The 23,600-nt window shown below is 61.7% G+C and carries 18 protein-coding genes and 1 pseudogene; 8 read left to right on the forward strand and 11 right to left on the reverse strand.

Annotation, left to right across the window (positions count from 1 at the left end; genetic code table 11):
* Window positions 1-139: 139 nt before the first annotated feature.
* Both glmS and NE851_RS20805 read left to right on the forward strand, forming a co-directional pair.
* Entirely contained in the window at window positions 140-1,966 is a 1,827-nt protein-coding gene (gene glmS / locus NE851_RS20800) for a glutamine--fructose-6-phosphate transaminase (isomerizing) (RefSeq protein WP_047615111.1), read from the forward strand.
* A 135-nt stretch (window positions 1,967-2,101) separates the two neighbouring features.
* Window positions 2,102-2,809, forward strand: a complete 708-nt coding sequence (locus NE851_RS20805; protein ID WP_047615113.1) for a DUF502 domain-containing protein — start codon at window positions 2,102-2,104, stop codon at window positions 2,807-2,809.
* Between the two features lie 31 nt (window positions 2,810-2,840).
* Here the strand turns inward: NE851_RS20805 and recG are convergent, their stop codons facing one another.
* Window positions 2,841-4,946, reverse strand: coding sequence for an ATP-dependent DNA helicase RecG (gene recG, locus NE851_RS20810; protein WP_254957237.1), 2,106 nt, complete (start codon window positions 4,944-4,946; stop codon window positions 2,841-2,843).
* A 92-nt stretch (window positions 4,947-5,038) separates the two neighbouring features.
* On the opposite strand from recG, the gene NE851_RS20815 reads away from it, so the two are divergent.
* The 3 genes from NE851_RS20815 to NE851_RS20825 are packed head-to-tail and all read left to right on the forward strand — an operon-like array spanning window position 5,039 to window position 9,328.
* Window positions 5,039-5,344: an FAD assembly factor SdhE gene (locus tag NE851_RS20815; RefSeq protein ID WP_017960426.1), complete on the forward strand. Its 306-nt coding sequence runs from the start codon at window positions 5,039-5,041 to the stop codon at window positions 5,342-5,344.
* Entirely contained in the window at window positions 5,341-8,844 is a 3,504-nt protein-coding gene (gene mfd, locus NE851_RS20820) for a transcription-repair coupling factor (RefSeq protein WP_047615823.1), read from the forward strand. The genes NE851_RS20815 and mfd overlap by 4 nt, the downstream gene beginning before the upstream one ends.
* A 16-nt stretch (window positions 8,845-8,860) precedes the next feature.
* A complete protein-coding gene (locus NE851_RS20825; protein WP_254957242.1) occupies window positions 8,861-9,328 on the forward strand; it encodes an OsmC family protein in 468 nt (155 codons plus the stop codon).
* Between the two features lie 15 nt (window positions 9,329-9,343).
* Here NE851_RS20825 and NE851_RS20830 read toward each other — a convergent pair.
* The 3 genes and pseudogenes from NE851_RS20830 to NE851_RS20840 form a co-directional block, all read right to left on the reverse strand.
* A pseudogene (locus NE851_RS20830) lies at window positions 9,344-9,898 on the reverse strand (GrpB family protein).
* An 8-nt stretch (window positions 9,899-9,906) separates the two neighbouring features.
* Window positions 9,907-10,578, reverse strand: coding sequence for a DsbA family oxidoreductase (locus tag NE851_RS20835; RefSeq protein ID WP_254957243.1), 672 nt, complete (start codon window positions 10,576-10,578; stop codon window positions 9,907-9,909).
* Window positions 10,579-10,642: 64 nt separating this feature from the next.
* Window positions 10,643-12,445, reverse strand: a complete 1,803-nt coding sequence (locus tag NE851_RS20840; RefSeq protein ID WP_254957245.1) for an extracellular solute-binding protein — start codon at window positions 12,443-12,445, stop codon at window positions 10,643-10,645.
* Between the two features lie 288 nt (window positions 12,446-12,733).
* Between NE851_RS20840 and NE851_RS20845 the strand changes: the two genes are divergently transcribed.
* On the forward strand, window positions 12,734-13,393 hold the full coding sequence (locus NE851_RS20845; RefSeq protein WP_047615121.1) for an invasion associated locus B family protein: 660 nt from the start codon (window positions 12,734-12,736) through the stop codon (window positions 13,391-13,393).
* A gap of 116 nt (window positions 13,394-13,509) precedes the next feature.
* On the opposite strand, the gene hspQ is transcribed toward NE851_RS20845, so the two are convergent.
* The 3 genes from hspQ to NE851_RS20860 all read right to left on the reverse strand — a co-directional run bounded on the left by hspQ (window position 13,510) and on the right by NE851_RS20860 (window position 15,925).
* Window positions 13,510-13,839, reverse strand: coding sequence for a heat shock protein HspQ (gene hspQ, locus NE851_RS20850; protein ID WP_063475575.1), 330 nt, complete (start codon window positions 13,837-13,839; stop codon window positions 13,510-13,512).
* A 259-nt stretch (window positions 13,840-14,098) separates the two neighbouring features.
* The gene (glnA, locus tag NE851_RS20855) at window positions 14,099-15,508 is read right to left on the reverse strand and encodes a type I glutamate--ammonia ligase (RefSeq protein WP_028756888.1); all 1,410 of its coding nucleotides are present in this window, start codon (window positions 15,506-15,508) and stop codon (window positions 14,099-14,101) included.
* Between the two features lie 78 nt (window positions 15,509-15,586).
* Entirely contained in the window at window positions 15,587-15,925 is a 339-nt protein-coding gene (locus NE851_RS20860) for a P-II family nitrogen regulator (RefSeq protein WP_003539626.1), read from the reverse strand.
* 343 nt (window positions 15,926-16,268) lie between these two features.
* On the opposite strand from NE851_RS20860, the gene NE851_RS20865 reads away from it, so the two are divergent.
* On the forward strand, window positions 16,269-17,741 hold the full coding sequence (locus tag NE851_RS20865) for a bifunctional ADP-dependent NAD(P)H-hydrate dehydratase/NAD(P)H-hydrate epimerase (protein ID WP_063475576.1): 1,473 nt from the start codon (window positions 16,269-16,271) through the stop codon (window positions 17,739-17,741).
* 63 nt (window positions 17,742-17,804) lie between these two features.
* Here the strand turns inward: NE851_RS20865 and NE851_RS20870 are convergent, their stop codons facing one another.
* The 3 genes from NE851_RS20870 to uvrA are packed head-to-tail and all read right to left on the reverse strand — an operon-like array spanning window position 17,805 to window position 22,015.
* Window positions 17,805-18,611, reverse strand: coding sequence for a DUF72 domain-containing protein (locus tag NE851_RS20870; RefSeq protein ID WP_028756886.1), 807 nt, complete (start codon window positions 18,609-18,611; stop codon window positions 17,805-17,807).
* A 24-nt stretch (window positions 18,612-18,635) separates the two neighbouring features.
* Window positions 18,636-19,097, reverse strand: coding sequence for a GNAT family N-acetyltransferase (locus NE851_RS20875; RefSeq protein WP_028756885.1), 462 nt, complete (start codon window positions 19,095-19,097; stop codon window positions 18,636-18,638).
* A complete protein-coding gene (gene uvrA / locus NE851_RS20880) occupies window positions 19,094-22,015 on the reverse strand; it encodes an excinuclease ABC subunit UvrA (RefSeq protein ID WP_063475577.1) in 2,922 nt (973 codons plus the stop codon). The genes NE851_RS20875 and uvrA overlap by 4 nt, the downstream gene beginning before the upstream one ends.
* Before the next feature lie 283 nt (window positions 22,016-22,298).
* Between uvrA and NE851_RS20885 the strand changes: the two genes are divergently transcribed.
* Window positions 22,299-22,817 carry a single-stranded DNA-binding protein gene (locus NE851_RS20885; RefSeq protein ID WP_047615135.1) on the forward strand — a complete coding sequence of 173 codons (519 nt, stop codon included), beginning with the start codon at window positions 22,299-22,301 and terminating at the stop codon, window positions 22,815-22,817.
* Window positions 22,818-22,904: 87 nt separating this feature from the next.
* Here NE851_RS20885 and NE851_RS20890 read toward each other — a convergent pair whose 3' ends face one another.
* On the reverse strand, window positions 22,905-23,552 hold the full coding sequence (locus tag NE851_RS20890; RefSeq protein WP_018242015.1) for a MarC family protein: 648 nt from the start codon (window positions 23,550-23,552) through the stop codon (window positions 22,905-22,907).
* Between the last annotated feature and the right edge of the window lie 48 nt (window positions 23,553-23,600).

Below are 23,600 nucleotides of genomic sequence, written 5' to 3' on the forward strand. Positions count from 1 at the left end.
TTGAAAGTGACCGCCGAGGTGATTGAGAAATAAGCAGGAATCGCTAGGACTGGCCTCATTGTCGAAGCCTGAAGCAATTCCAGCAAAAGTGCGCTAGCGGTTTTGCGTCCGGAATTGCGCAGACGAATGAGGATACTATATGTGCGGCATTGTGGGGATCGTCGGAAATCAGCCTGTTGCCGGGCGCCTGGTCGATGCGCTGAAGCGTCTCGAATATCGCGGCTATGATTCCGCCGGCGTCGCCACCATTCATGACGGCGTGATGGATCGCCGCCGCGCCGAGGGTAAGCTGTTCAATCTGGAAAAGCGCCTCGACACCGAACCACTGCCCGGCACCGTCGGAATCGCCCATACACGCTGGGCGACCCACGGCGTTCCCAATGAGACCAATGCCCATCCGCATTTCGTCGAGGGAGTGGCCGTTGTCCATAACGGCATCATCGAGAATTTTTCCGAGCTTCGCGACGAGTTGACGGAAGAGGGTTCGGTCTTCGAAACCCAGACCGACACGGAGGTTGTCGCTCATCTGATGGCGAAATATCTGCGCGAAGGCCTGGAGCCGCGCGCCGCCATGCTGAAGATGCTGAACCGGGTGACCGGCGCCTATGCGCTGGCCGTCATGCTGAAGGCCGATCCCGGCACGATCATGGCCGCCCGTTCCGGCCCGCCGCTTGCCGTCGGCTACGGCCGCGGCGAGATGTTCCTCGGCTCGGATGCGATCGCGCTGTCGCCCTTCACCAACGAGATCAGCTATCTCGTCGACGGCGATTGCGCCGTCCTCACCCGCGACGGCGTGTCGGTGCTCGATTTCGCCGGCAAGCCGGTCAAGCGCGCCCGCCAGATCTCGCAGGCGACCGCCTATGTCGTCGACAAGGGCAACCATCGCCATTTCATGGAAAAGGAAATCTACGAGCAGCCGGAGGTGATTTCCCACGCGCTCAGCCACTATGTCGATTTCGCCGCAAACACCATCGGCGCCAATGCCGCGGCGATCGACTTCAAGGCGACGACCGGCCTGGCGATCTCGGCTTGCGGCACTGCCTATCTCGCCGGTCTCGTCGGCAAATACTGGTTCGAGCGTTATGCCCGCCTGCCTGTTGAAATCGACGTCGCCTCCGAATTCCGCTACCGCGAAATGCCGCTGTCGCCGTCGCAGGCGGCACTCTTCATCTCGCAATCAGGCGAGACCGCCGACACACTGGCATCGCTGCGCTATTGCCGGGACAACGGGCTGAAGATCGGCGCCGTCGTCAATGTCCGCGAATCGACGATCGCGCGCGAATCCGACGCCGTCTTCCCGATCATGGCCGGCCCCGAAATCGGTGTCGCCTCCACCAAGGCCTTCACTTGCCAGCTTGCCGTGCTGGCGTCGCTGGCGATCGGCGCCGGCAAGGCGCGCGGCACGGTGACTGCGGAGGAGGAGAGGGCGCTGGTGCGCCATCTCGCCGAAATGCCGCGCATCATGAGCCGGGTGCTGAACCTGATCCAGCCGCAGATGGAAAGCCTGTCGCGCGAGCTGTCGAAGTGCAAGGACGTACTTTATCTCGGCCGCGGGACCAGCTTCCCGCTCGCCATGGAAGGCGCGCTGAAGCTCAAGGAAATCTCCTATATCCATGCCGAAGGTTATGCCGCCGGTGAGTTGAAGCATGGACCGATCGCGTTGATCGATGAGAACATGCCTGTCATCGTCATCGCCCCCTATGACCGTTTCTTCGAAAAGACCGTCTCGAACATGCAGGAGGTCGCAGCCCGCGGCGGCCGCATTATCTTCATCACGGACGAGGCCGGTGCTAGCGCCTCGAAACTGCCGACCATGGCAACGATCACCCTGCCTGTGGTCGATGAAATCATCGCGCCGATGATCTTCTCGTTGCCGATCCAGCTGCTCGCCTATCACACCGCCGTCTTCATGGGCACCGATGTCGACCAGCCGCGCAACCTGGCGAAATCCGTGACCGTGGAATAAGCCTGCAACGCCGGGATCGTCGCGCCGAAACATATTGTGCGACGTCCCGAATTCTGGCAATTTTGGTGTGCGGACAAGGGGGAAGGGCCGGCGTTCCGGCCTGTCCACGACTGAGATGGAGTTCATCAGGAAACGATGACCGACAACACCCCCAGAATGCCGGTCGCGACCCGGCTGAGGAATAATTTTCTCGCAGGGCTGATCATCTGCGCCCCGATCGCGATCACTATCTGGCTGACCTGGACATTCATCCACTGGTCGGACAGCTGGGTCAGGCCCTATATTCCGGCGCGCTGGAATCCGGAAAGTTATCTCAATTTCGCCATTCCCGGTTTCGGCCTGCTGATCGCCGTCGTGCTGATCACCGTCGTCGGCTTTCTCGGCAAGAACCTGATTGGCCAGAGTATCGTCCGCTTCGGCGAATCGATCGTCCAGCGCATGCCGCTGGTGCGCACAATCTACAGAAGCGTGAAGCAGATTTTCGAAACCGTGCTGAAGGAGCAGGCGAACTCTTTCAAGAAGGTCGGCCTCATCGAATATCCGGGTCCAGGCCTCTGGGCGCTGATCTTCATCGCCACAGACGCCAAGGGCGAAATCGCTTCGAAGTTCGATGCCATGGGCCAGGATATGGTCGCCGTCTTCCTGCCGCCGACGCCGGTGCCGACGGCGGGCTTCCTCATCTTCGTGCCGCGCGAGAAGATCGTCATGCTCGATATGTCGCCGGAAGACGCCGCCAAGTTCCTGATTTCAGGCGGGCTTGTGGCGCCCGAACACAAGCCGGCCGATCCGAAGCAGAAGCATTTGCCGCGGCCAAAGCCGGTGGCGGTTTCCAAGGCGGATTGATGCCTGTCGCCCAACGCTGCGGCGTCGCGTTTCAACCCGCTCTCAAAAACCGGATCGCCTCGTCACGGCGGAAAAGATAGAGCAGGGTGCGGATCGCCTGTCCTCTTTCACCGGTCAGCTCCGGATCGCGCTCGATCAGATAGGCGGCATCCTTGCGGGCGATCTCCAGCAGGTCGGCATGCGCCTCGAGGCTGGCGATGCGGAAACCCGGCGTGCCGGATTGTCTTGTGCCGAGCAATTCGCCTTCGCCGCGCAGCTTCAGGTCCTCCTCGGCGATGCGGAAACCGTCTTCCGTCTCGCGCATGATCGAGAGCCTGGCATGACCGGTCTCGCCGAGCGGCCCCTTATAGAGCAGAATGCAGGTCGAGGCCTCGTCGCCGCGCCCGACCCGGCCGCGCAGCTGGTGCAATTGCGCCAAGCCGAAGCGTTCGGCATGTTCGATCACCATGATCGTTGCATCCGGCACGTCGACGCCGACCTCAACGACTGTCGTGGCGACGAGCAGCCGGGTCTCGCCGTTCTTGAACGCCAACATCGCCGCATCCTTCTCCGGTCCGCTCATCCGGCCATGGATGAGGCCGATATCGGGGCCGAGCGCGGCGGTGAGCGTCGCATGCCGCTCCTCGGCCGACATCAGGTCGAGCTCTTCGGACTCCTCGACCAGCGGGCAGATCCAATAGGCCTTCTTGCCTTCGGCGATCGCGCTTTGCAGCCGCCCGACGATTTCGCCGGTTCGTTCCATCGGCACGGTGATCGTCTGGATCGGCTTGCGGCCGGCCGGTTTCTCTGTGAGCTTGGAGACGTCCATATCGCCGAAGGCGGCGAGCACCAGCGTGCGCGGGATCGGTGTCGCCGTCATGACAAGCATATGCGGCGAGATGCCCTTGGCCGTCAGCCGCAGGCGCTGATGCACGCCGAAACGGTGTTGTTCGTCGACGACGGCAAGCATCAGATTGGCGTAGGTGACGCTGTCCTGGAACAGCGCATGTGTGCCGATGACGATCTGTGCAGCACCCGAGGCGATGCGTTCCTGGATCTCCTCCCGTTCGCGTCCCTTGGTGCGCCCGGTCAGCACCTCGATGCCAAGCCCGGCGGAGGCGGCGAATTTCGAGATCGTCGCATGATGCTGCCGCGCCAGGATTTCGGTCGGCGCCATCAGCACGGCCTGGCCGCCGCTCTCGATCACCGCCGCCATAGCCATCAGCGCCACCAGCGTCTTGCCGGAGCCGACATCGCCCTGCAGCAGTCGCAGCATGCGCTCGTTGCCGGCCATGTCCTTCAAAACCTCGGCGATCGCCTCGTTCTGGCTTGTCGTGAGCGAGAAGGGCAGGGTTTTCAGGATCTTGCCGCTGACGGCACCTGTCGCATGCACCGGCTGGCCCGCCACCTTGCGAAGCCTCTGCCGCACCAGGCTCAGCGACAGCTGGCCGGCGAGGAACTCGTCATAGGCAAGTCGCCGCCGGGCAGGGGCCTGCGGGTCGATATCGGTGGGGTCGCGCGGCTCGTGCAGCATGTGGAAGCTGTCGCGGATCGACGGCAGGCCCTGCTTCTGTGTCAGCGAGAGATCGATCCATTCCGGCAGCTCGGGAAAGCGCGGCAGGCCGGCGTCGATGATCTTGCGCAGCGTCTTCGGCGAGAGCCCCGCCGTCAGCGGATAGATCGGCTCGACCAGCGGCAGGCTCTCCGCCTCGTCGGCCCTGACGATATAATCGGGATGCACCATCGAGGCGCGGCCGTTGAACCAGTCGATCTTGCCGCTGACCGTCACCTCGGCATCGATCGGCAGCTGCTTTTCCAGCCATGCCGCCTGTCCGCGGAAGAAGACCAGCGTCAGCTCGCCGGTTTCGTCATGCAGGAAGACGCGGTAGGGGATATTGCTTTTGCCGCGCGGCGGTACCTGATGCCGGTCGACGCGCGCCGTGATCGTCACGATCGCCCTCTGCGGCGCGCGCGCGATTCCCGGCTGGTTGCGCCGGTCGATCAGCGAAAAGGGTGCGTGGAAGAGGAGGTCGATGACCCGGCAATCCTCCAGCGTCTCGCGCCCGAGCAGCTTCACCAGCAGGTCGGCGATCTTCGGACCGACGCCCGGAAGGCCCGAAATGGGGGAAAACAGAGGATCGAGAATGGCGGGGCGCATGCGGCCAAAATGCGATGAACAATGCGGCCTTGGCAAGGCTGACAAGCCGCTTTCCAGGGTCTATAGAGGCGCATCAACAGGAAGGTAATGCCATGACAGGTGTCACGCTCACGAGTGCCGGTCTCGACCCGCGCCGCCGCAGGATCCTTTTCCGCTGCTGGCATCGCGGCATCCGCGAGATGGATCTGGTCTTCGGCCAGTTCGCCGAAGCCGAGGTCGCGACGCTGTCGGAAGCCGAACTCGATGAGTTCGAGACGATCATGGCGGAAGAGGACAATGATCTCGTCCGCTGGATCATGGGAACATGGCCGGTGCCTGAGCGTTTCCAGACACCGATGTTTGCCCGCATCGCCGCCTATAAGCCCGATTTCGACAAGCCCCTCAGGACGCCGGAATGATCCCTGGTTTCGATGCGAAGAAGCTTGCGGCCATTGCCGAGCCGCTGACGATCGGCAATGTGCCGGCAGGTCTGGAGACGCTGCTGCTCGCCGAGCTCGCCCGAACGGGAGAGCCGGTCGCCTATGTCATGTCGGACGGCCACCGCATGGCCGATCTCGAACAGATGCTGGGCTTCGTCGCCCCCGACATTCCGGTTCTCACCCTGCCGGCCTGGGACTGTCTGCCCTATGACCGCGTCTCGCCGAGCGCCGACACGTCGGCCCGCCGGCTAGCCGCACTTGGCGGCCTGATTGCCCATCGCAAGAAGCCGCATGCCGCAATCGTGCTCGTCACCGCCAATGCCATGCTGCAGAAGGTGGCGCCGCAGGATGTCATCGAGAGCCTCAGCTTTTCGGCCCGTCCCGGCAACCAGCTGCGCATGGACGATCTCGCCGGCCGCCTGGAGCGCAACGGCTTTGAACGCGTCGCGACCGTTCGCGAGGTCGGCGAATATGCCGTGCGGGGCGGCATTCTCGATGTCTTCGTGCCGGGTTCGGAAGAGCCGGTCCGCCTGGATTTCTTCGGCGACACGCTGGAATCGATCCGCAGCTTCGATCCGGCCAGCCAGCGCACGATCGGGCAGGTGCGCTCCCTCGATCTCAATCCGATGAGCGAGGTGACGCTGACGCCGGATACGATCAGTCGCTTCCGCAAGAATTACCTTTCGGCTTTCGGCGCCACCACCCGCGACGACGCGCTCTATCTCGCCGTGTCCGAAGGCCGCCGTTACCCCGGCATGGAGCATTGGCTGCCGCTCTTCTACGAGAAGCTCGATACCGTCTTCGATTATCTCAGCGGCTTCCGTATCGTCATCGACCACACGGTGCGCGAGGCGGCGGAGGAGCGCTCCAAGCTCGTTTTCGACTATTACGATGCCCGCCTGAATTCCGGCCAGCCGGCCAAGGGCCAGGTGAACCAGGGCACGCCCTACAAGCCGGTGACGCCGGGCCAGCTCTATCTCGACAGCAAGCTTTTCGTCAAAACCCTCGACGCGCTCGGCGCAATCCGCATCAGCCCCTTCAACGAGCATGAGGGCGAGGCGAGGCGGGTCGTCAATGTCGATGCCCGCCAGGGCCAGCGTTGGGCCCGTTCGAACGCCGAGGGCGGCGGCGATGCCGAACGCATCAACATCTTCGACGTCGTCGTCAAGCATATTGCCGATCGGCGTGCCGCCGGCGCGAAAGTGCTGGTCACCGCCTGGACCGAAGGTTCGCTGGAACGCCTGCTGCAGGTGCTGAACGAACATGGCCTGGAAAAGGTCAAGCCGGTCGAGGCGCTGAAGGATGTCGGTTCGCTGGCGAGAGGCGAGGCGGCCGCGGCCGTGCTCAGCCTCGAATCCGGCTTCGAGGCCGGCGACCTCGTCGTCATCGGCGAGCAGGATATATTGGGCGACCGCATGGTGCGCCGCTCCAAACGCCGCAAACGCGCCGCCGATTTCATCTCCGAGGTTGCGGGCCTCGATGAGGGCTCGATCGTCGTCCATGCCGAACACGGCATCGGCCGCTTCGTCGGGCTGCGGACCATCGAGGCGGCCGGTGCGCCGCATGCCTGCCTCGAGTTGCAATATGCCGACGAGGCCAAGCTCTTCCTGCCGGTCGAAAACATCGACCTGCTCTCGCGCTACGGCGGCGAGGGCACCGACGCCCAGCTCGACAAGCTCGGCGGCGGCGCTTGGCAGATGCGCAAGGCCAAGCTGAAGAAGCGCCTGCTCGACATGGCCGATGCACTGATCCGCATCGCCGCCGAGCGCCTGACGCGCCACGCGCCGATGCTGACGACGCCGGACGGCCTCTACGACGAATTCGCCGCGCGCTTCCCCTATGACGAGACCGAGGACCAGGATAACGCCATCGAGGCGGTGCGCTCCGATCTCGGTGCCGGCCGGCCGATGGACCGCCTCGTCTGCGGCGACGTCGGCTTCGGCAAGACCGAAGTGGCGCTGCGCGCCGCCTTCGTCGCAGCGATGAATGGCGTCCAGGTCGCCGTCGTCGTGCCGACGACATTGCTCGCCCGCCAGCACTTCAAGACCTTTTCCGAACGTTTCCGTGGCCTGCCGGTGCGTGTCCAGCAGGCCTCGCGCCTCGTCGGGGCCAAGGAGCTGGCGCTGACCAAGAAGGAAGTCGCGGACGGCAAGACCGATATCGTCGTCGGCACCCATGCGCTGCTTGGCGCCGGCATCAAATTCGCCAATCTCGGCCTGCTCGTCATCGACGAAGAGCAGCATTTCGGCGTCAAGCACAAGGAGCGGCTGAAGGAGCTGAAGAGCGACGTGCACGTGCTGACGCTGTCTGCAACCCCGATCCCGCGCACGCTGCAGCTTGCCATGACCGGCGTGCGCGAATTGTCGCTGATCACCACGCCCCCGGTCGACCGCATGGCGGTGCGCACCTTCATCTCGCCGTTCGACAGTCTTGTCATCCGCGAGACGCTGATGCGCGAGCATTATCGCGGCGGCCAGAGCTTCTATGTCTGCCCCAGGCTTGCCGACCTCGAGGATATCAGTGCCTTCCTGCAGTCGGATGTGCCGGAGCTGAAGGTGGCGATCGCCCATGGCCAGATGCCGGCCGGCGAACTCGAAGATATCATGAACGCCTTCTATGAAGGCCGCTACGACGTGCTGTTGTCGACCACCATCGTCGAATCCGGCCTCGACGTGCCCACAGCCAACACGCTGATCGTTCACCGCGCCGATATGTTCGGCTTAGCCCAGCTCTATCAGCTACGGGGCCGCGTCGGCCGCTCGAAGGTGCGCGCCTTTGCGCTCTTCACCCTGCCGGTCAATAAGGTGCTGACGGCAACCGCCGAGCGCCGCCTCAAGGTGCTGCAATCGCTGGATACGCTCGGCGCCGGCTTTCAGCTGGCGAGCCACGACCTAGACATCCGCGGCGCCGGCAACCTGCTTGGCGAGGAGCAGTCCGGTCATATCAAGGAGGTCGGTTTCGAGCTCTATCAGCAGATGCTGGAAGAGGCGGTCGCCGAGGTCAAGGGCGTCGACGAGATCCACGACACCGGTTGGTCGCCGCAGATCTCCGTCGGCACGACGGTGATGATCCCGGAAAATTACGTGCCGGACCTGCATCTGCGTATGGCGCTCTACCGGCGTCTCGGCGAAGTCACCGAGCTCAAGGAGATCGATGGCTTCGGCGCCGAGATGATCGACCGCTTCGGCCCGATGCCGATCGAAGTCCAGCATCTCTTGAAGATCGTCTATATCAAGTCGCTCTGCCGTACCGCCAATGTCGAAAAGCTCGATGCCGGCCCGAAAGGCGTCGTCGTGCAGTTCCGCAACAAGGAATTCCCCAATCCGGCAAACCTCGTCGGTTATATCGGCAAGCAGGGCACGATGGCGAAGATCCGCCCCGATCACAGCCTGTTCCTGACCCGCGACCTGCCGACCCCGGAAAAACGCCTGCAAGGCGCCGCGGTGATCATGACGCAACTGGCCGAGATGGCGAAGTAGGCAGAGGGAGACGAAGATGGCGACATATGGCGCGACGATCCTGTGGCAGCGGAACGGCGAGACTTTCACCGACAACCGCTACAGCCGCGCCCACTGCTGGACCTTCGACGGCGGCATTGAGGTGAGGGCGTCTTCTTCCTCGCATGTCGTCCCATTGCCCTATTCGGCCGAGGACGCGGTGGATCCGGAGGAGGCTTTCGTCGCTTCGCTCTCCAGCTGCCACATGCTCTGGTTCCTGTCGATCGCCGCCAAACAGCGCTTTTGCGTCGACAGCTACACCGATGCCGCCGAGGGCATCATGGAGAAGAATGCCGAAGGCCGTCTTGCCATGACCGTGGTGACGTTGAAACCGCATGTCGTCTTTAGCGGCGAAAAGCAGCCTTCCCTAAGTGAACTCGAAGCCCTGCATCATCGCGCCCACGACGAATGTTTCATCGCCAATTCGGTGAAAACAGAGGTGCGCTGCGTTCCTGTTCTGGGTTGAGTTAAAGCCGAGGCTTCAGTCGCCCGGTGGTTCCGACCAGCCGATCAGCTTTGCCCATTCATTGGCGCCGTCCATGATGATGTCGAACACCGGGTCCTTGATGTCGTAGTAGAAATCTACATCCTCGGGAAAACGGTGGGCGAGCCGCTGCTTGATCAGCGCGTAAGCGTTCGCTGCTACCCGATGGGCGCGCAGGAAGTCTCGGCAGAGCAGGGACTAGCGCTGATTGAAACGGCCTCTTTGCCGGACATGCAGATTGGCGGCGCGTCCTCTGCTGCGATAGAAGGCCTTGCGCAATTCGCCTTCCGCCAGTTCAAGTCCCGGAGGGCAGTGATCGATGGTGATTGGCCGACGCTCGAAACCGGCCTGTTCGAATGCGTCGGCATCGACATCGGCCAGATCGTTCACGGTCAGTTGGAGATCGATGATATCCTTGGCGGGAAGGCCGGCAACGGCTGTCGAGCCGATGTGATGCAGATAGGCTCCGGCCGGTGCTGCGCCCATGATGGCGTTCAGCGCTGCGAAATCCTCGACCCAGCTTTGCCGCGGCTCTTCGATCTCGATTCGCATCGATAGCCTCAGTTCAGCCCCGATCGCGCCTCGGCCTTCGCCTTGGCGATGTCGCGCAGCGCGTTCGCCAGCACGTCGGGCGTCTGCGCGCCGCTGACGGCATATTGCTGGTCGAAAATGAAGAACGGCACGCCGTTGACGCCCATTTCCTGCGCCGCTTTGATCTCGGCGACGATCAGGTCGCGATCGGCGTCGGAGGCGAGCAACGAGGCGATGACCGAGCGGTCGAGGCCGGCCTTTTCGGCGATATCGAGCAACACGGCGTGGTCGCCGACATCGCGGCCTTCCTCGAAATTCGCCTTGAACAGCGCGCCAACGACCTTGTCCTGTTTCTCGCGGCCTTCGATCATCGCCCAATGGATCAGTCGATGCGCATCGAGCGTGTTGGGGCCGATCTTGATCGCCTCGAAATCGAAGGCGATGCCGACGTCGCGGCCGTAATCGGTGAGCATTTTGTGCGCTTGCGCCACGCGCTCCTCGCCGCCGAGCTTCTCAGCCAGCGCCTTCTTCTGGTCGACACCTTCCTTGGGATAGTCGGGGTTGAGCCGGTACGGCCGCCAGTTGATATCGACGCCGATCTCGTCCTGCACCTCGGCGATGGCGAGCTCCAGCCGCGCCTTGCCGAGATAGCACCAAGGGCAGACGACATCCGAGACGACGTCGATGGTGATACGCTCCATGATGATTTTCCTTATTCTCATGCGTCTCCCAAGGGAGACATTTGGCTGGCGGTTCGGCTGATTCTTACTGCACGCTCGTATCCCACCATACCGGCAGCTGATAGCCGTAGAGCGGCACGCTGTCGGGACGGCCGATGCGCTTGCTGCGCGCCACCCATTGCTGGTCGATGTGGTAGAGCGGCAGCACATAGTGGCCTGAAAGCAGCAGCCGGTCGTAGGAGCGCACCGCCGCGGTGAAATCCTCGGCCGAGCGCGCCCGAAGCAGATGGTCGATCAGCGTGTCGATATCGGGGTCGGCGACACCGGCGAAACTGTCGGTGCCTTCGCGGGTTTTGGCGGCTGAAGACCAGCGGCCGAGCTGCTCATTTCCGGGTGACAACGAAGACGTATAGGACTTGAGGATCATATCGTAGTCGAAGCTGTTCGTCCGGCTCTGATACTGCGAATCGTCGACGGTGCGGATTGAAGCGGCGATGCCGATCGTCTGCAGCGAACGCTGATAGGCGACGGCAAGCTTCTCCTGGTCGGCATTCTGCGTCATGATCTCGAAAGCGAGCTGGCGGCCGGAGGCATCGAGCATCTTGCCGCCCTGGATCGTATATCCGCCCTGTTTCAGCAGTTCGACGGCCTGCTTCAGCACATTGCGGTCGCGACCGGAGCCGTCGGTCACCGGCAGCTTGTAGGCGCCGTCGAGAATCTCCGGCGCGATTTTGTCCTTGATCGGCCCGAGCAGGGCAAGCTCGGCTGCATTGGCGGGAACCCCGAAACTCGACAGTTCGGAATTCTGCCAGAAGCTCTGCGTGCGCTTGTAGGCGCCGGAATAGAGGTTTTTGTTCGCCCATTCGAAATCGAACACCAGCGACAGGCCTTCGCGCACCTTGAGATCGGCAAAGATCGGCCGGCGCGTGTTGAACACGAAGCCGAGCATGCCGCTCGGCAGTTTCGGCGTGAATGTGTCCTTGACCACGGCCCCCGAGGTGACGGCGGGGAAATTATAGGCATTGGCCCAATGGCCGGGATTGCCGTCGGGATAGATGTCGACATCGCCCTTCTTGAAGGCCTCGAACAGCGTCGTGTCCTGCAGGAAATACTGGACGGTGATCTGGTCGTAATTGTCGGTGCCGACCTTGGCGGGAATGTCCTTGCCCCAATAATTCGGATCGCGCTCATAGGTGATGCTCTCGCCGGGCTTCACCGTCTTTACCTTGTAGGGACCGGAGCCGACCGGCGGCGTCAAGGACGAACGGTCGAAGGTTTCAGGATCGATCGCATGTTTCGGCAGCACCGGGAAAAGACCGAAGATCAGCGGCGTTTCGCGATCGGCCTTGTCGTTGAAGGTGAAGCGCACGCTGTGTTCGCTGACCTTCTCCATCTTGGCGACGACGTTGAGGCGGTTGGCGAAGGGCACGCGGCCCTTGTCGCGCATCAGTTCGAAGGTGAACATCACGTCTTCGGGCGTTACCGGCTGGCCATCGGCCCATTTCGCCTTCGGATTGAGGTTGAACTGAATGAAGCTTCTGTCGTCGTCCCATTCGACTGTCTCGGCAAGCAGCCCATAGAGCGTGAACGGCTCGTCCCTGGAGCGCTGCATCAGCGATTCGTAGACGAGATTGCCATATTCCGGATCCCACATGCCGCGCGCCGTCGTGCGCATGCTCTTCAGGATGAAGGGGTTGAGGCTGTCGAAGGTGCCGACGACGCCATAGGTGATCTTGCCGCCTTTTTTTACGTCGGGATTGACGTAAGGGAAGTGTTTGTAGTCCGCCGGCAAAGCCGGCTCACCGTGCATCGCGATGCCGTGCAGCGGCTCGGCGGCGACAGCGCCGCACAGCAGCGAGAGGACGAGGGGGACGATAATCCGGAGCATTCGGCAATCCTTGATCCGTGAAAAACGGGGCATGATTCACGCGGGAGATTATCATGGGGTCGAGTGATTCCAACACGCAGCGGCGTTTTCTTTGACGTGGCTGCGAAATTGCCTCTCAAATTGCCAAAGAAATGCTGGATATCTTGAACGCTGCGATGTAACAGGTGAACCCGAAGTTTCGGGGTCATGCATTTGCCTTATTTTTTTAAGAGGTGGAGTGCCGAACGACCCGATGGTTGGGGCGGCAAAGACGCTGCCCCGAACGGATATCAGGAGACGGAATTCGTTATGATGTTCAAGTCTGAAAAGAAAATGCGGGCAGCACTGTCCGTTCTGGCAGTGATGTTCGGCGCCGCTTCGGCTCCGGTCTCCTCCTTTGCCCAGGATGCGGCCGCACCGGCGCCTGCCGATGCGCAGGCCTCCGGTGCGCCGAAGCTCGGCTGGTACAAGACCTGCAGCAAGCAGGAAGACAACGACATCTGTGTTGTCCAGAACCTGATCCTCGCCAATGGCGGCCAGCTCGTCACGGCCGTCGGCCTGATCTCGGTTTCCGGCAAGATCAACCGCAAGCTCCTGCAGGTTTCGGTTCCCACCGCACGCCTGATTCCTCCGGGCATCATCATGCAGATCGACGGCGGCAAGGGCCAGAAGCTCGACTACGCTGTCTGCCTGCCGGATAAGTGCACCGCCGAAATCCCGCTGACCGACGCGATGATCGCCAGCCTCAAGAAGGGCAGCGACGTGATCTTCACCTCGATCAACTTCCGCCGCGCCCCGAACCCGATCAAGATTTCGCTTGAAGGCTTCACCGGCGCTTATGACGGCGAACCCGTTTCGGAATCCAAGCTCGCTGAAAGTCAGCGCAGCCTGCAGGACAGCATGCAGAAGAAGGCCGAGGAAGCTCGCAAGAAGCTGGAAGACGCCCAGAAGGCAGCCAAGGCGCAGTAATCCTGCCATCATCTTTGAACAGAAACCCGGCTTCGCGCCGGGTTTTTTGTTGCGCCACGAAAAAGGCCTCGCCGGGAGTGTGCGAGGCCTTGTTTCCTGCGGTCGGTCAGCCTGATTTAGTGGGCGAAGCTCATCTTGGGTTTGAACTGCCCTGACGGGGCCTGATCGAAAATCTGGTAGATCTGTGGGTTGCGAAGCGGCGCGCCGCTTTCGTCATTCATCAGGTTCTGCTCGGAGACATAAGCGACATATTCGCTTTCATCATTTTCGGCGAGCAGGTGATAAAAGGGTTGGTCCCTGCTCGGGCGCACCTCGGCCGGAATGGAATTCCACCATTCCTCCGTATTCGCGAACTCCGGATCAACGTCGAAGATGACGCCGCGAAACGGAAAAACCTTGTGCCGAACCACTTCGCCAATGCTGAACTTTGCTACTCTTTCTTTCATGGTACGACTTCCTTTCATCACCGAATTTGGTGATTGGTGTCGCGCAAATCAAGATTTGTGCGCGAGTTCGTCACATGAACGTCATATCCTCCTACTGCATAATTCCTTAAATCGGAAAGGATTTAGGGACAAAATTATGCAGCACTCCAAGTGCTACAGCGTCTTTTGCGCGTCTCAAAGCCGCGCGGCGCTGTGGTGGCGTCCATGACCTGGGAGGTGAAAGCCCCGGCGAACCGGGACTTTCGGTCTTCGCAGCCGATCAGGCTGAATAGTACATGTCGTATTCGACCGGATGCGGCGTCATTTCGAAACGCATCACCTCGGCCATCTTCAGCTCGATGAAGGCATCGATCTGGTCGTCGTCGAAAACGCCGCCGGCTGTCAGGAACTTGCGGTCCTTGTCGAGGCTTTCGAGCGCTTCGCGCAGTGAGCCGCAGACAGTCGGAATCTTCTTCAATTCCTTCGGCGGCAGGTCGTAGAGATCCTTGTCCATGGCCTTGCCGGGATGGATCTTGTTCTTGATGCCGTCGAGGCCGGCCATCAGCATAGCGGCGAAGGCGAGATAGGGGTTGGCGGTCGGATCGGGGAAACGGACTTCGACGCGCTTGGCCTTCGGGTTGGAGCCGAACGGAATGCGGCAGGAGGCCGAGCGGTTGCGGGCCGAATAGGCGAGCAGCACCGGTGCTTCGTAACCCGGGACGAGACGCTTGTAGGAGTTCGTCGACGGGTTGGTGAAAGCGTTGATCGCCTTGGCATGCTTGATGATGCCACCGATGTAGAACAGGCAGCTCTCGGAGAGGCCTGCATATTCGTCGCCGGCAAAGGTCGGCTTGCCACCCTTCCAGATCGACTGGTGCACGTGCATGCCCGAGCCGTTGTCGCCGAAGATCGGCTTCGGCATGAAGGTCGCCGTCTTGCCGTAGGCATTGGCCACCTGATGCACGACATATTTGTAGATCTGCATCTTGTCGGCGTTGCGCACCAGCGTATCGAACTTGATGCCGAGTTCGTGCTGGGCGGCAGCGACTTCATGGTGATGCTTTTCGACGACGACGCCCATCTCGGAGAGCACCGTCAGCATTTCCGAACGCATGTCCTGGGCGCTGTCGACCGGAGGAACCGGGAAATAGCCGCCCTTGACGCGCGGGCGATGGCCGAGGTTGCCGGTTTCGTAATCGGTGTCGTCGTTCGACGGCAGTTCGGTCGAATCGAGCTTGAAGCCGGTATTGTAGGGATCGGCCTTGTACTTGACGTCGTCGAAGACGAAGAACTCGGCTTCCGGGCCGACGAAGATCGTGTCGCCGATGCCGGATGCCTTGAGGTAGGCTTCGGCCTTCTTGGCGGTGCCGCGCGGATCGCGGTTATAGGCCTCGCCGGAAACCGGATCGAGGATATCGCACATGATGACCATGGTCGACTGAGCGAAGAACGGGTCCATATGCACCGTCTCGGTATCGGGCATCAGCACCATGTCGGACTCGTTGATGGCCTTCCAGCCGCCGATCGAGGAGCCGTCGAACATCACGCCGTCGGCGAACATGTCCTCATCGACGCAGACGACGTCCATCGTCACATGCTGCAGCTTGCCCTTCGGGTCGGTGAAACGCAGATCGACGAACTTGACGTCGTTTTCCTTGATCTGCTTCAGAATTTCGCTTGCGGTCGCCATTAATTAGTTTCCTCCGATTTGCGATGACGGTGTAGGTCGGCGGTGACGGTAACGGACTTTGCGCAATTGGCAAAGTGGTCAGATGGCATCGATGCCGGTCTCGCCGGTACGGATGCGGATAACCTCTTCGACGTTGGAGACGAAGATCTTTCCGTCGCCGATGCGGCCGGTCTGCGCCGCCTTGCGGATCGCGTCGATGACGGCCTCCGCGTTCTCGTCGGCCAGCACGACCTCGACTTTTACCTTCGGCAGGAAATCGACGACGTATTCGGCTCCGCGGTAGAGTTCCGTGTGGCCCTTCTGACGGCCGAAACCCTTGGCTTCCGTGACTGTGATACCCTGCAGGCCGACTTCCTGAAGGGCTTCCTTCACTTCGTCCAGCTTGAAAGGCTTAATGATCGCTTCGATCTTTTTCATGAGAAAATGTCTCTCCGCTTCTCCCGTTATGGCAGGAATTTTCCCGCTCGCCGGATATGATGCAGATATCGTGCCAGTTTGAAATCCATCTTATCGAAAAAAGGCGTCGATTTTGTCGAAACAGCCGCGTTTGCGGGGAATTTCATGTCGTTTTGGTGACGGAACAGGTGGAAAAACATTGTCTCTGATCAAAAACACATCCGAAACCGAAAAAGTCAGGTATTTTCGCAACTGCGAATACACGGATCTGAAAGATTAAAATATATGCAAATGCCTAAAATGAGTCCTTCACTTTGATGTTTCAGGCGGTTGTTTTTTAGGCGTTTTTCGATTGAATAGGATGATGAGTAAAGATCTGTCCCAGCTCCTCCTGACGCCTGCCGAAATGGCTGCCGTCGATGCCGCTGCTGCCGCATCCGGCATCGATTCCTTCGGCCTGATGGAGAAGGCGGGTGCCGCGGTTGCAGCTGCCGCGCTGCGACGTCATCCCGACGCTTTTCGTTTCGTCGTGCTTTGCGGTCCCGGCAACAATGGCGGCGACGCCTATGTCGCGGCACGACATCTGCAGCAAAGCGGAGCGGCGGTGGCGCTGTTCCATCTGGGTGATCCCGCGAAGCTGAAGGGCGATGCCGCCCGTGCCCGAGCCGGCTGCGCGCTTAAGGGACTGGAACTCGGCATCTACCAACCCGAAACCGGCGATGTCGTTATCGACGGTCTGTTTGGGGCGGGGCTCGGCCGCGAGGTCCCGGTCGAAGTGCGCGCGCTGATCGGACGCGTCACCGCGGCCGGTCGTCCGGTGCTCGCCATCGATCTGCCCTCCGGCCTCGATGGCCGCACCGGCAAGGTGCTGGGGGCTGCCTTCCAGGCCTGCAGCACCGTCACCTTCATGACGCGTAAGCCCGGCCATCTGCTGATGCCGGGCCGGGAGCTTTGTAATGAATTGGAGGTTTTCGATATCGGCATTCCCGCCCGCATCATCCGCGCTGAGGCTGCCGGTCTTATCGCCGAGAACACGCCCGATGCCTGGAAGGGTCTGCTGCCGGCCGAGCAGCTGGAAACCCACAAATACAAGCGCGGTCATCTGGTCGTGTTCTCGGGCGAGGCGGACAAGACGGGTGCTGCGCGCATGTCGGCGACCGCGGGCCTGAAGGCCGGCGCCGGCCTGGTCACGATCGCCGCTCCCCGCGCGGCGATCTCCGCCAATGCGGCGCATCTCACCGCCGTCATGCTGCATGCCATCGACGACGAGGTCGACCTCGGCGGCTGGCTCACCGACAAGCGGCTGCAGACTTTCGTTCTCGGCCCCGGGTTTGGCATCGGCGCCAGGGCGCGCGGCTTCGTCTCCGCTCTTGCCGATCGCCATCTGGTGCTCGATGCCGACGGCATCTCCTCGTTCAAGGACGATCCGCAACAATTGTTTGATCTTTTCCGCGGTGAGCCGCGTCTGGTGCTGACGCCGCACGAGGGTGAATTCGCGCGGCTCTTTCCCGATATCGGCAGCGATGATGCGCTCGGCAAGGTGGACAAGGCTGTCGCTGCTGCCCGCCGCGCCAATGCAGCGATCGTTTACAAGGGGGCCGATACTGTCATCGCCGCGCCGGATGGACGTGCGCTCATCAATACCAATGCCCCGGTCTGGCTTGCCACCGCCGGTTCCGGCGATGTGCTCGCCGGCATCATCGGCGGATTGCTCGCCCAGGGCTTGCCGACCTTCGAGGCCGCGGCGGCCGGCGTCTGGCTGCATGGCGAGGCCGGCCAACGCGCCGGCAAGGGGTTGACGGCGGAGGAGCTTGCCACCCACGTCTTGCCGCTTTAGCCCGCCCGATGCTTCAGCTTCGGGCCGCCGGTGCTTTGAGCCCCGGGCCAAGTCTCACCAAGCTTATTTCGCCAGCGCTTGCTGCAGGGCGATCGCTCCGTGTGGCGCATTGACCTTACCCTCATGGATCATGAAGGCGAAGACGTCGCGCGGCTCGGTCTTCACTTTGCGATCGGCATCGATCAGCGGCAGGTCATCGGGGATCTTGCCTTCGGCCCAGGTCTCCAGTCGCTTTGCCCAGGCCTTCAGCTCCTTGTCCGGATAGCAGGTGGCAATATCGTCCGATCCCTTCTGCAGCCTGGCATAGACGAAATCCGCCGTGACGTCGGCGATCATCGGATATTCGAAATGTTCGGCACAAACAGGCGCCACCCCATATTTCGCCAGCAGGCCCACGAATTCCGGCACCTTGAAGGAATCGTGCCGCACCTCGACCACGTGGCGCAGCGCCAGCCCGTCCTGTTTTGCCGGCAGCAGCTTCAGGAAGGCCTCGAAATCTTCCGGATCGAACTTCTTCGTCGGCGCAAATTGCCAGAGCAGCGGCCCAAGATGATCGCCGAGTTCGCTGATACCCGATGTCAGGAACCGCTCCATCGATTCACCGGCTTCGGCAAGCACCCGCCGATTGGTGACGAAACGCGTCGCCTTCAGCGAAAAGATGAAGCCATCGGGCACGTCTGCCGCCCATTTGGCGAAGACTGCAGGCTTCTGGGTGCTGTAATAGGTGCCGTTGACCTCGATGACCTTCAGCTGGCGGCTGGCATAATTCAACTCGTCTTTCTGTTTCAGGTCATCAGGAAAGAAATGCCCGCGCCAGGGCTCGAAGGTCCAGCCGCCGATGCCGGTGCGGATAGTGCCGGATTTCGTCATGTCGTCCTCCCCGTTGGCAGCCGCTCAGGCCGCATCGATTTCTTTCGTCATGTCGACGAGCGTCCATCCTGGCCGATAAGGGCTCGGCCGACGACCCGTTTCCTGAAAACCGAAGGCGCGATAGAGCGCGATGTTCCGCTCCATCCGCGCATTCGTGTAGAGCCGGATTTCCGGCACTGCCCATTCCCGCGCCTTGCCCTCCAGCCAGCGCAGCATCGCCAACCCGTGCCCGCCGCCCTGAAAGGCCGGCGAGACCGCGATGCTGAACAGCATGAGGTGATCGGAATGCTGCTCGACCACCACCAGGCCGGCCGTTTCGTCGCCGACCTCGCGCAGCCAGACCTCGCCGCGTTCGATGCGCGGCGCGTAATCCTCCGTCACCGGGATCGGCGCAGCGCCGAAGAGTTCGGTATAGGGCCGATAGGCGGCAGCTGTCAGCGTCGCGATCATTTCCAGATCATCGGGCGACGCTGGCCTCATCGTCATTCCGCCGCAACCGCCTTCTTCGCCGGCCGCCGTTCCAGCAATTCCTTCAGGAAGTGTCCGGTATAGGAGCGCTTTTCCTTGACGATCGCTTCCGGCGTGCCGGTCGCGACGATCTCGCCGCCGCCATCGCCGCCTTCGGGGCCGAAATCGAGCACCCAGTCGGCGGTCTTGATGACTTCGAGATTGTGCTCGATCACCACCACCGAATTGCCCTGGTTGACCAGTTCGTGCAGCATTTCGAGCAGCTTGGCCACGTCGTGGAAATGCAGGCCGGTCGTCGGCTCGTCGAGAATGTAGAGCGTGCGTCCCGTCGAGCGTTTCGACAGTTCCTTGGCAAGCTTGACGCGCTGCGCTTCGCCGCCCGAGAGCGTATTGGCCTGCTGGCCGACCTTGATGTAACCGAGGCCGACATCCTTCAGCGATTGCAGCTTGTCGCGCACGGCGGGCACCGCCGCGAAGAAATCGACGCCTTCCTCCACCGTCATGTCGAGCACGTCGGCGATCGACTTGTGCTTGAAGGTGACGTCGAGCGTCTCTCTGTTGTAACGCTTGCCATGGCAGACATCGCAGGTGACGTAGACATCGGGCAGGAAGTGCATCTCGATCTTGATGACGCCGTCGCCCTGGCAGGCCTCGCAGCGTCCGCCCTTGACGTTGAAGGAGAAGCGGCCCGGCTGGTAGCCGCGGGCCTTTGCCTCCGGCAGGCCGGCGAACCAGTCGCGGATCGGCGTGAAGGCGCCGGTATAGGTCGCCGGGTTCGAGCGCGGCGTGCGGCCGATCGGCGACTGGTCGATGTCGATCACCTTGTCGATATGCTCGAAACCGTCGATGCGGTCGTGATCGGCCGGGTTTTCACGTGCGCCCATGACGCGGCGCGCTGCCGACTTATAGAGCGTTTCGATCAGGAAGGTGGACTTGCCGCCGCCGGAAACACCGGTCACCGCCGTGAACACCCCGAGCGGGATCGATGCCGTGACGTTCTTCAGATTGTTGCCGCGCGCGCCGACCACCTTGATCTCGCGGCCCTTTTTCGGCTTGCGGCGTTCATCGGGAACGGGAACGCCGAGTTCGCCCGAGAGATATTTGCCGGTCAGCGAGTTCGGACTGTCCATGATGTCCTGCGGTGTGCCATGGGCGATGACCTGGCCGCCGTGAATGCCGGCAGCCGGGCCGATGTCGACCACGTCGTCGGCCGTCAGGATCGCATCCTCGTCATGTTCGACGACGATGACGGTGTTGCCGATGTCGCGCAGGTGCTTCAGCGTGTCGAGCAGCCGGGCATTGTCTCGCTGATGCAGGCCGATCGACGGCTCGTCGAGCACGTAGAGCACGCCTGTCAGCCCTGAGCCGATCTGCGAGGCAAGCCGGATGCGTTGGCTCTCGCCGCCCGACAGCGTGCCGGAATTGCGCGACAGGCTCAGATATTCCAGGCCGACATCGTTGAGGAAGCGCAGCCGGTCGCGGATTTCCTTGAGGATGCGCACGGCGATCTCGTTCTGCTTGGCATTGAAGCTTGCCGGCAGCGCCTCGAACCAGTCGCGGGCGACGCGGATCGACATCCCGGTCACTTCGCCGATATGCAGCGTGTCGATCTTCACCGCCAAGGCCTCAGGCTTCAGGCGGAATCCGTTGCAGGAAGGGCATGGGGCGGCCGACATGAAGCGCTCGATATCCTCGCGCGCCCAGGCGGAATCGGTCTCCTTCCAGCGGCGCTCGAGATTGGTGATGATGCCCTCGAAATTCTTCTGCGTCGTGTAGGAACGGGCGCCATCGGCATAATGGAATTCGATCTTGTCGTTGGTGCCGTTGAGGATAACGTCCTTGGCCTCGTCGGAAAGCTCGTTCCAGCGGGTGCCGAGCTTGAAGCCGTAATGTTTGCCGAGCGCTTCCAGCGTCTGATTGTAATAGGGCGAGGTCGACTTCGCCCAGGGCGCGATCGCCCCGTCGCGCAGCGTCCGTTCGGGTTCGGGCACGATCAGGTCCGGATCGATTTTCTGCTGGGCGCCGAGGCCGTCGCAGGTCGGGCAGGCGCCGAAGGGATTGTTGAAGGAAAACAGCCGCGGCTCGATCTCGGGAATGGTGAAGCCCGAGACAGGGCAGGCGAACTTCTCCGAAAACAGCACGCGTTCATGCGTCTCGTTCAGCGACTTGTTGGCCGAGCCGCCGGCCGACGTCTCTTCCGGCGGCAGCGGCTTGTCGGCGAATTCGGCGACCGCCAGCCCGTCGGCAAGCTTCAGGCAGGTCTCCAGGCTGTCCGCCAGACGCGCCGAGACATCCGAGCGCACGACGATGCGGTCGACCACCACGTCGATGTCATGCTTGTATTTCTTGTCGAGCACCGGCGCCTCGGCGATCTCGTAGAACTGGCCGTCGACCTTGACGCGCTGGAAGCCCTTCTTCATCAGCTCGGCCAGTTCCTTCTTGTATTCGCCCTTGCGTCCGCGCACGAGCGGCGCAAGAATATAAAGACGGGTGCCCTCGCCGAAATCGAGGATGCGGTCGACCATCTGGCTGACGGTCTGGCTCTCGATCGGCAGACCGGTCGCCGGCGAATAGGGAACGCCGACGCGGGCAAAGAGCAGGCGCATATAGTCGTAGATCTCGGTGACGGTGCCGACCGTCGAGCGCGGATTGCGCGAGGTGGTCTTCTGCTCGATCGAGATCGCCGGCGACAGCCCGTCGATCTGGTCGACGTCGGGCTTCTGCATCATTTCGAGGAACTGCCGGGCATAGGCCGACAGGCTCTCGACATAACGCCGCTGGCCTTCGGCGTAGATCGTGTCGAAGGCGAGCGAGGATTTGCCGGACCCTGAAAGCCCGGTCATGACGATTAGCTTGTTACGCGGCAGATCGAGATCGATGCTCTTGAGATTATGCTCGCGCGCGCCGCGGATGGAGATCGTCTTCAGTTCGCTCATCGTCTCTGCTTTGGTTTTCTGGATAACAGCCCTTATTTAGTGATGCCGACGGGCGAGTCGAGGCTGAATATCCGGGAAGGCTCAAGGTTTTCGATTCTGTTGACAGGATCATACGGATAAACTAGAACAAATAAAGAACAAAATTCCTGATGAATGCATGCGGCTTTCTGATGGATAAACATGTGGATTAAATGCCGCCCATGCGCATCGGCGGTCCGTGATGGTTTAAGGTGCGCCGATCGATTAAACGCCGCCGGGCAGGGCGGCAGGCAGGGTGAGAAGTATGGCTGGTAGCGTGAATAAGGTAATTCTGGTTGGAAACGTGGGTGCAGACCCCGAAATCCGCCGCACTCAGGATGGCCGGCCGATCGCCAATCTTCGTATCGCGACCTCGGAGACCTGGCGCGACCGCAATTCCGGCGAGCGCCGTGAAAAGACCGAATGGCACACTGTCGTCGTCTTCAACGAAGGCCTCTGCAAGGTTGTCGAACAATATGTGAAGAAGGGCGCCAAGCTCTATATCGAAGGCCAGCTGCAGACCCGCAAGTGGCAGGACCAGCAGGGCCAGGACCGCTACAGCACCGAAGTGGTGCTACAGGGCTTCAGTTCGACGCTGACGATGCTCGACGGCCGCGGCGATGGCGGCGGTGCCAGCTCCGGCTTCGGCGGCGGCCGCGGCGGCAGCGGCGGCAACGATTATGGCGACGACTACGGCGCGCCGGCTCCCTCTTCATCCCCGAGCCGCGGCGGCGCTGGCGGCGGCAATTTCTCGCGGGATCTCGACGACGACATCCCGTTCTGATCGCGAGCCTTCCTGGGCTAGTGAAAGACCTGAGAGCATGATGCCTTTGACGGCGTCATGCTCTTTTTCTTTGATTTCTAGCCCTTCTCAGTGCGGCGTCGCGCTGATCAGATTGAGCGCCGATTTCGCGCCATCGACGACGAATTGGGCGGCGAGGGCGGCGAGGATGACGCCGAGAAGCCGTGTCAGGATCGCCCGGCCGGTGACGCCGAGGAAACGGTCCAGCCGTTCGGCGACGAGCAGCATGAGGAAGGTCAGCAGCAGATTGGCAGCAAGAACGCCGATCAGTTGCGCTTTTCCGACGGAGGTGGCGAGCGTTCCAGCAAGCAGGATCGTCGCCGAGATCGCGCCCGGGCCGGCAATCAGCGGCAAGGCGAGGGGAAAGACGGCGATATTTTCGATGTGATCCTTGGTGATTGCCACCTCGGTGGCCTTCTCCTTGCGGTCCTGGCGCTTCTCGAACACCATCTCGAAGGCGATCCAGAACAAGAGCAGCCCGCCGGCGATGCGGAAGGCGCCGATCGAAATCCCCAGCACGCTGAGCACGCCGGCGCCAAACAGCGCGAAGACGGCGAGAATGATGAAGGCGATGGTCGAGCCACGCAGCGCTACCTGTGTGCGCTCACTGCGGCTCATGCCTGTCGTCAGGCCCAGAAAGATCGGTGCGAGACCGGGCGGATCGATGGTGACGAGCAGCGTCGTGAAGGCGTTGATCAATTGGTCGGCGCTTGCCATCGTCTCTCCGGAACCCCATATAGTCACTTGGTTTTTATGATTGTGAAG

It is taken from the genome of Rhizobium anhuiense bv. trifolii, from assembly GCF_024346605.1.
Lineage (GTDB): Bacteria > Pseudomonadota > Alphaproteobacteria > Rhizobiales > Rhizobiaceae > Rhizobium > Rhizobium anhuiense.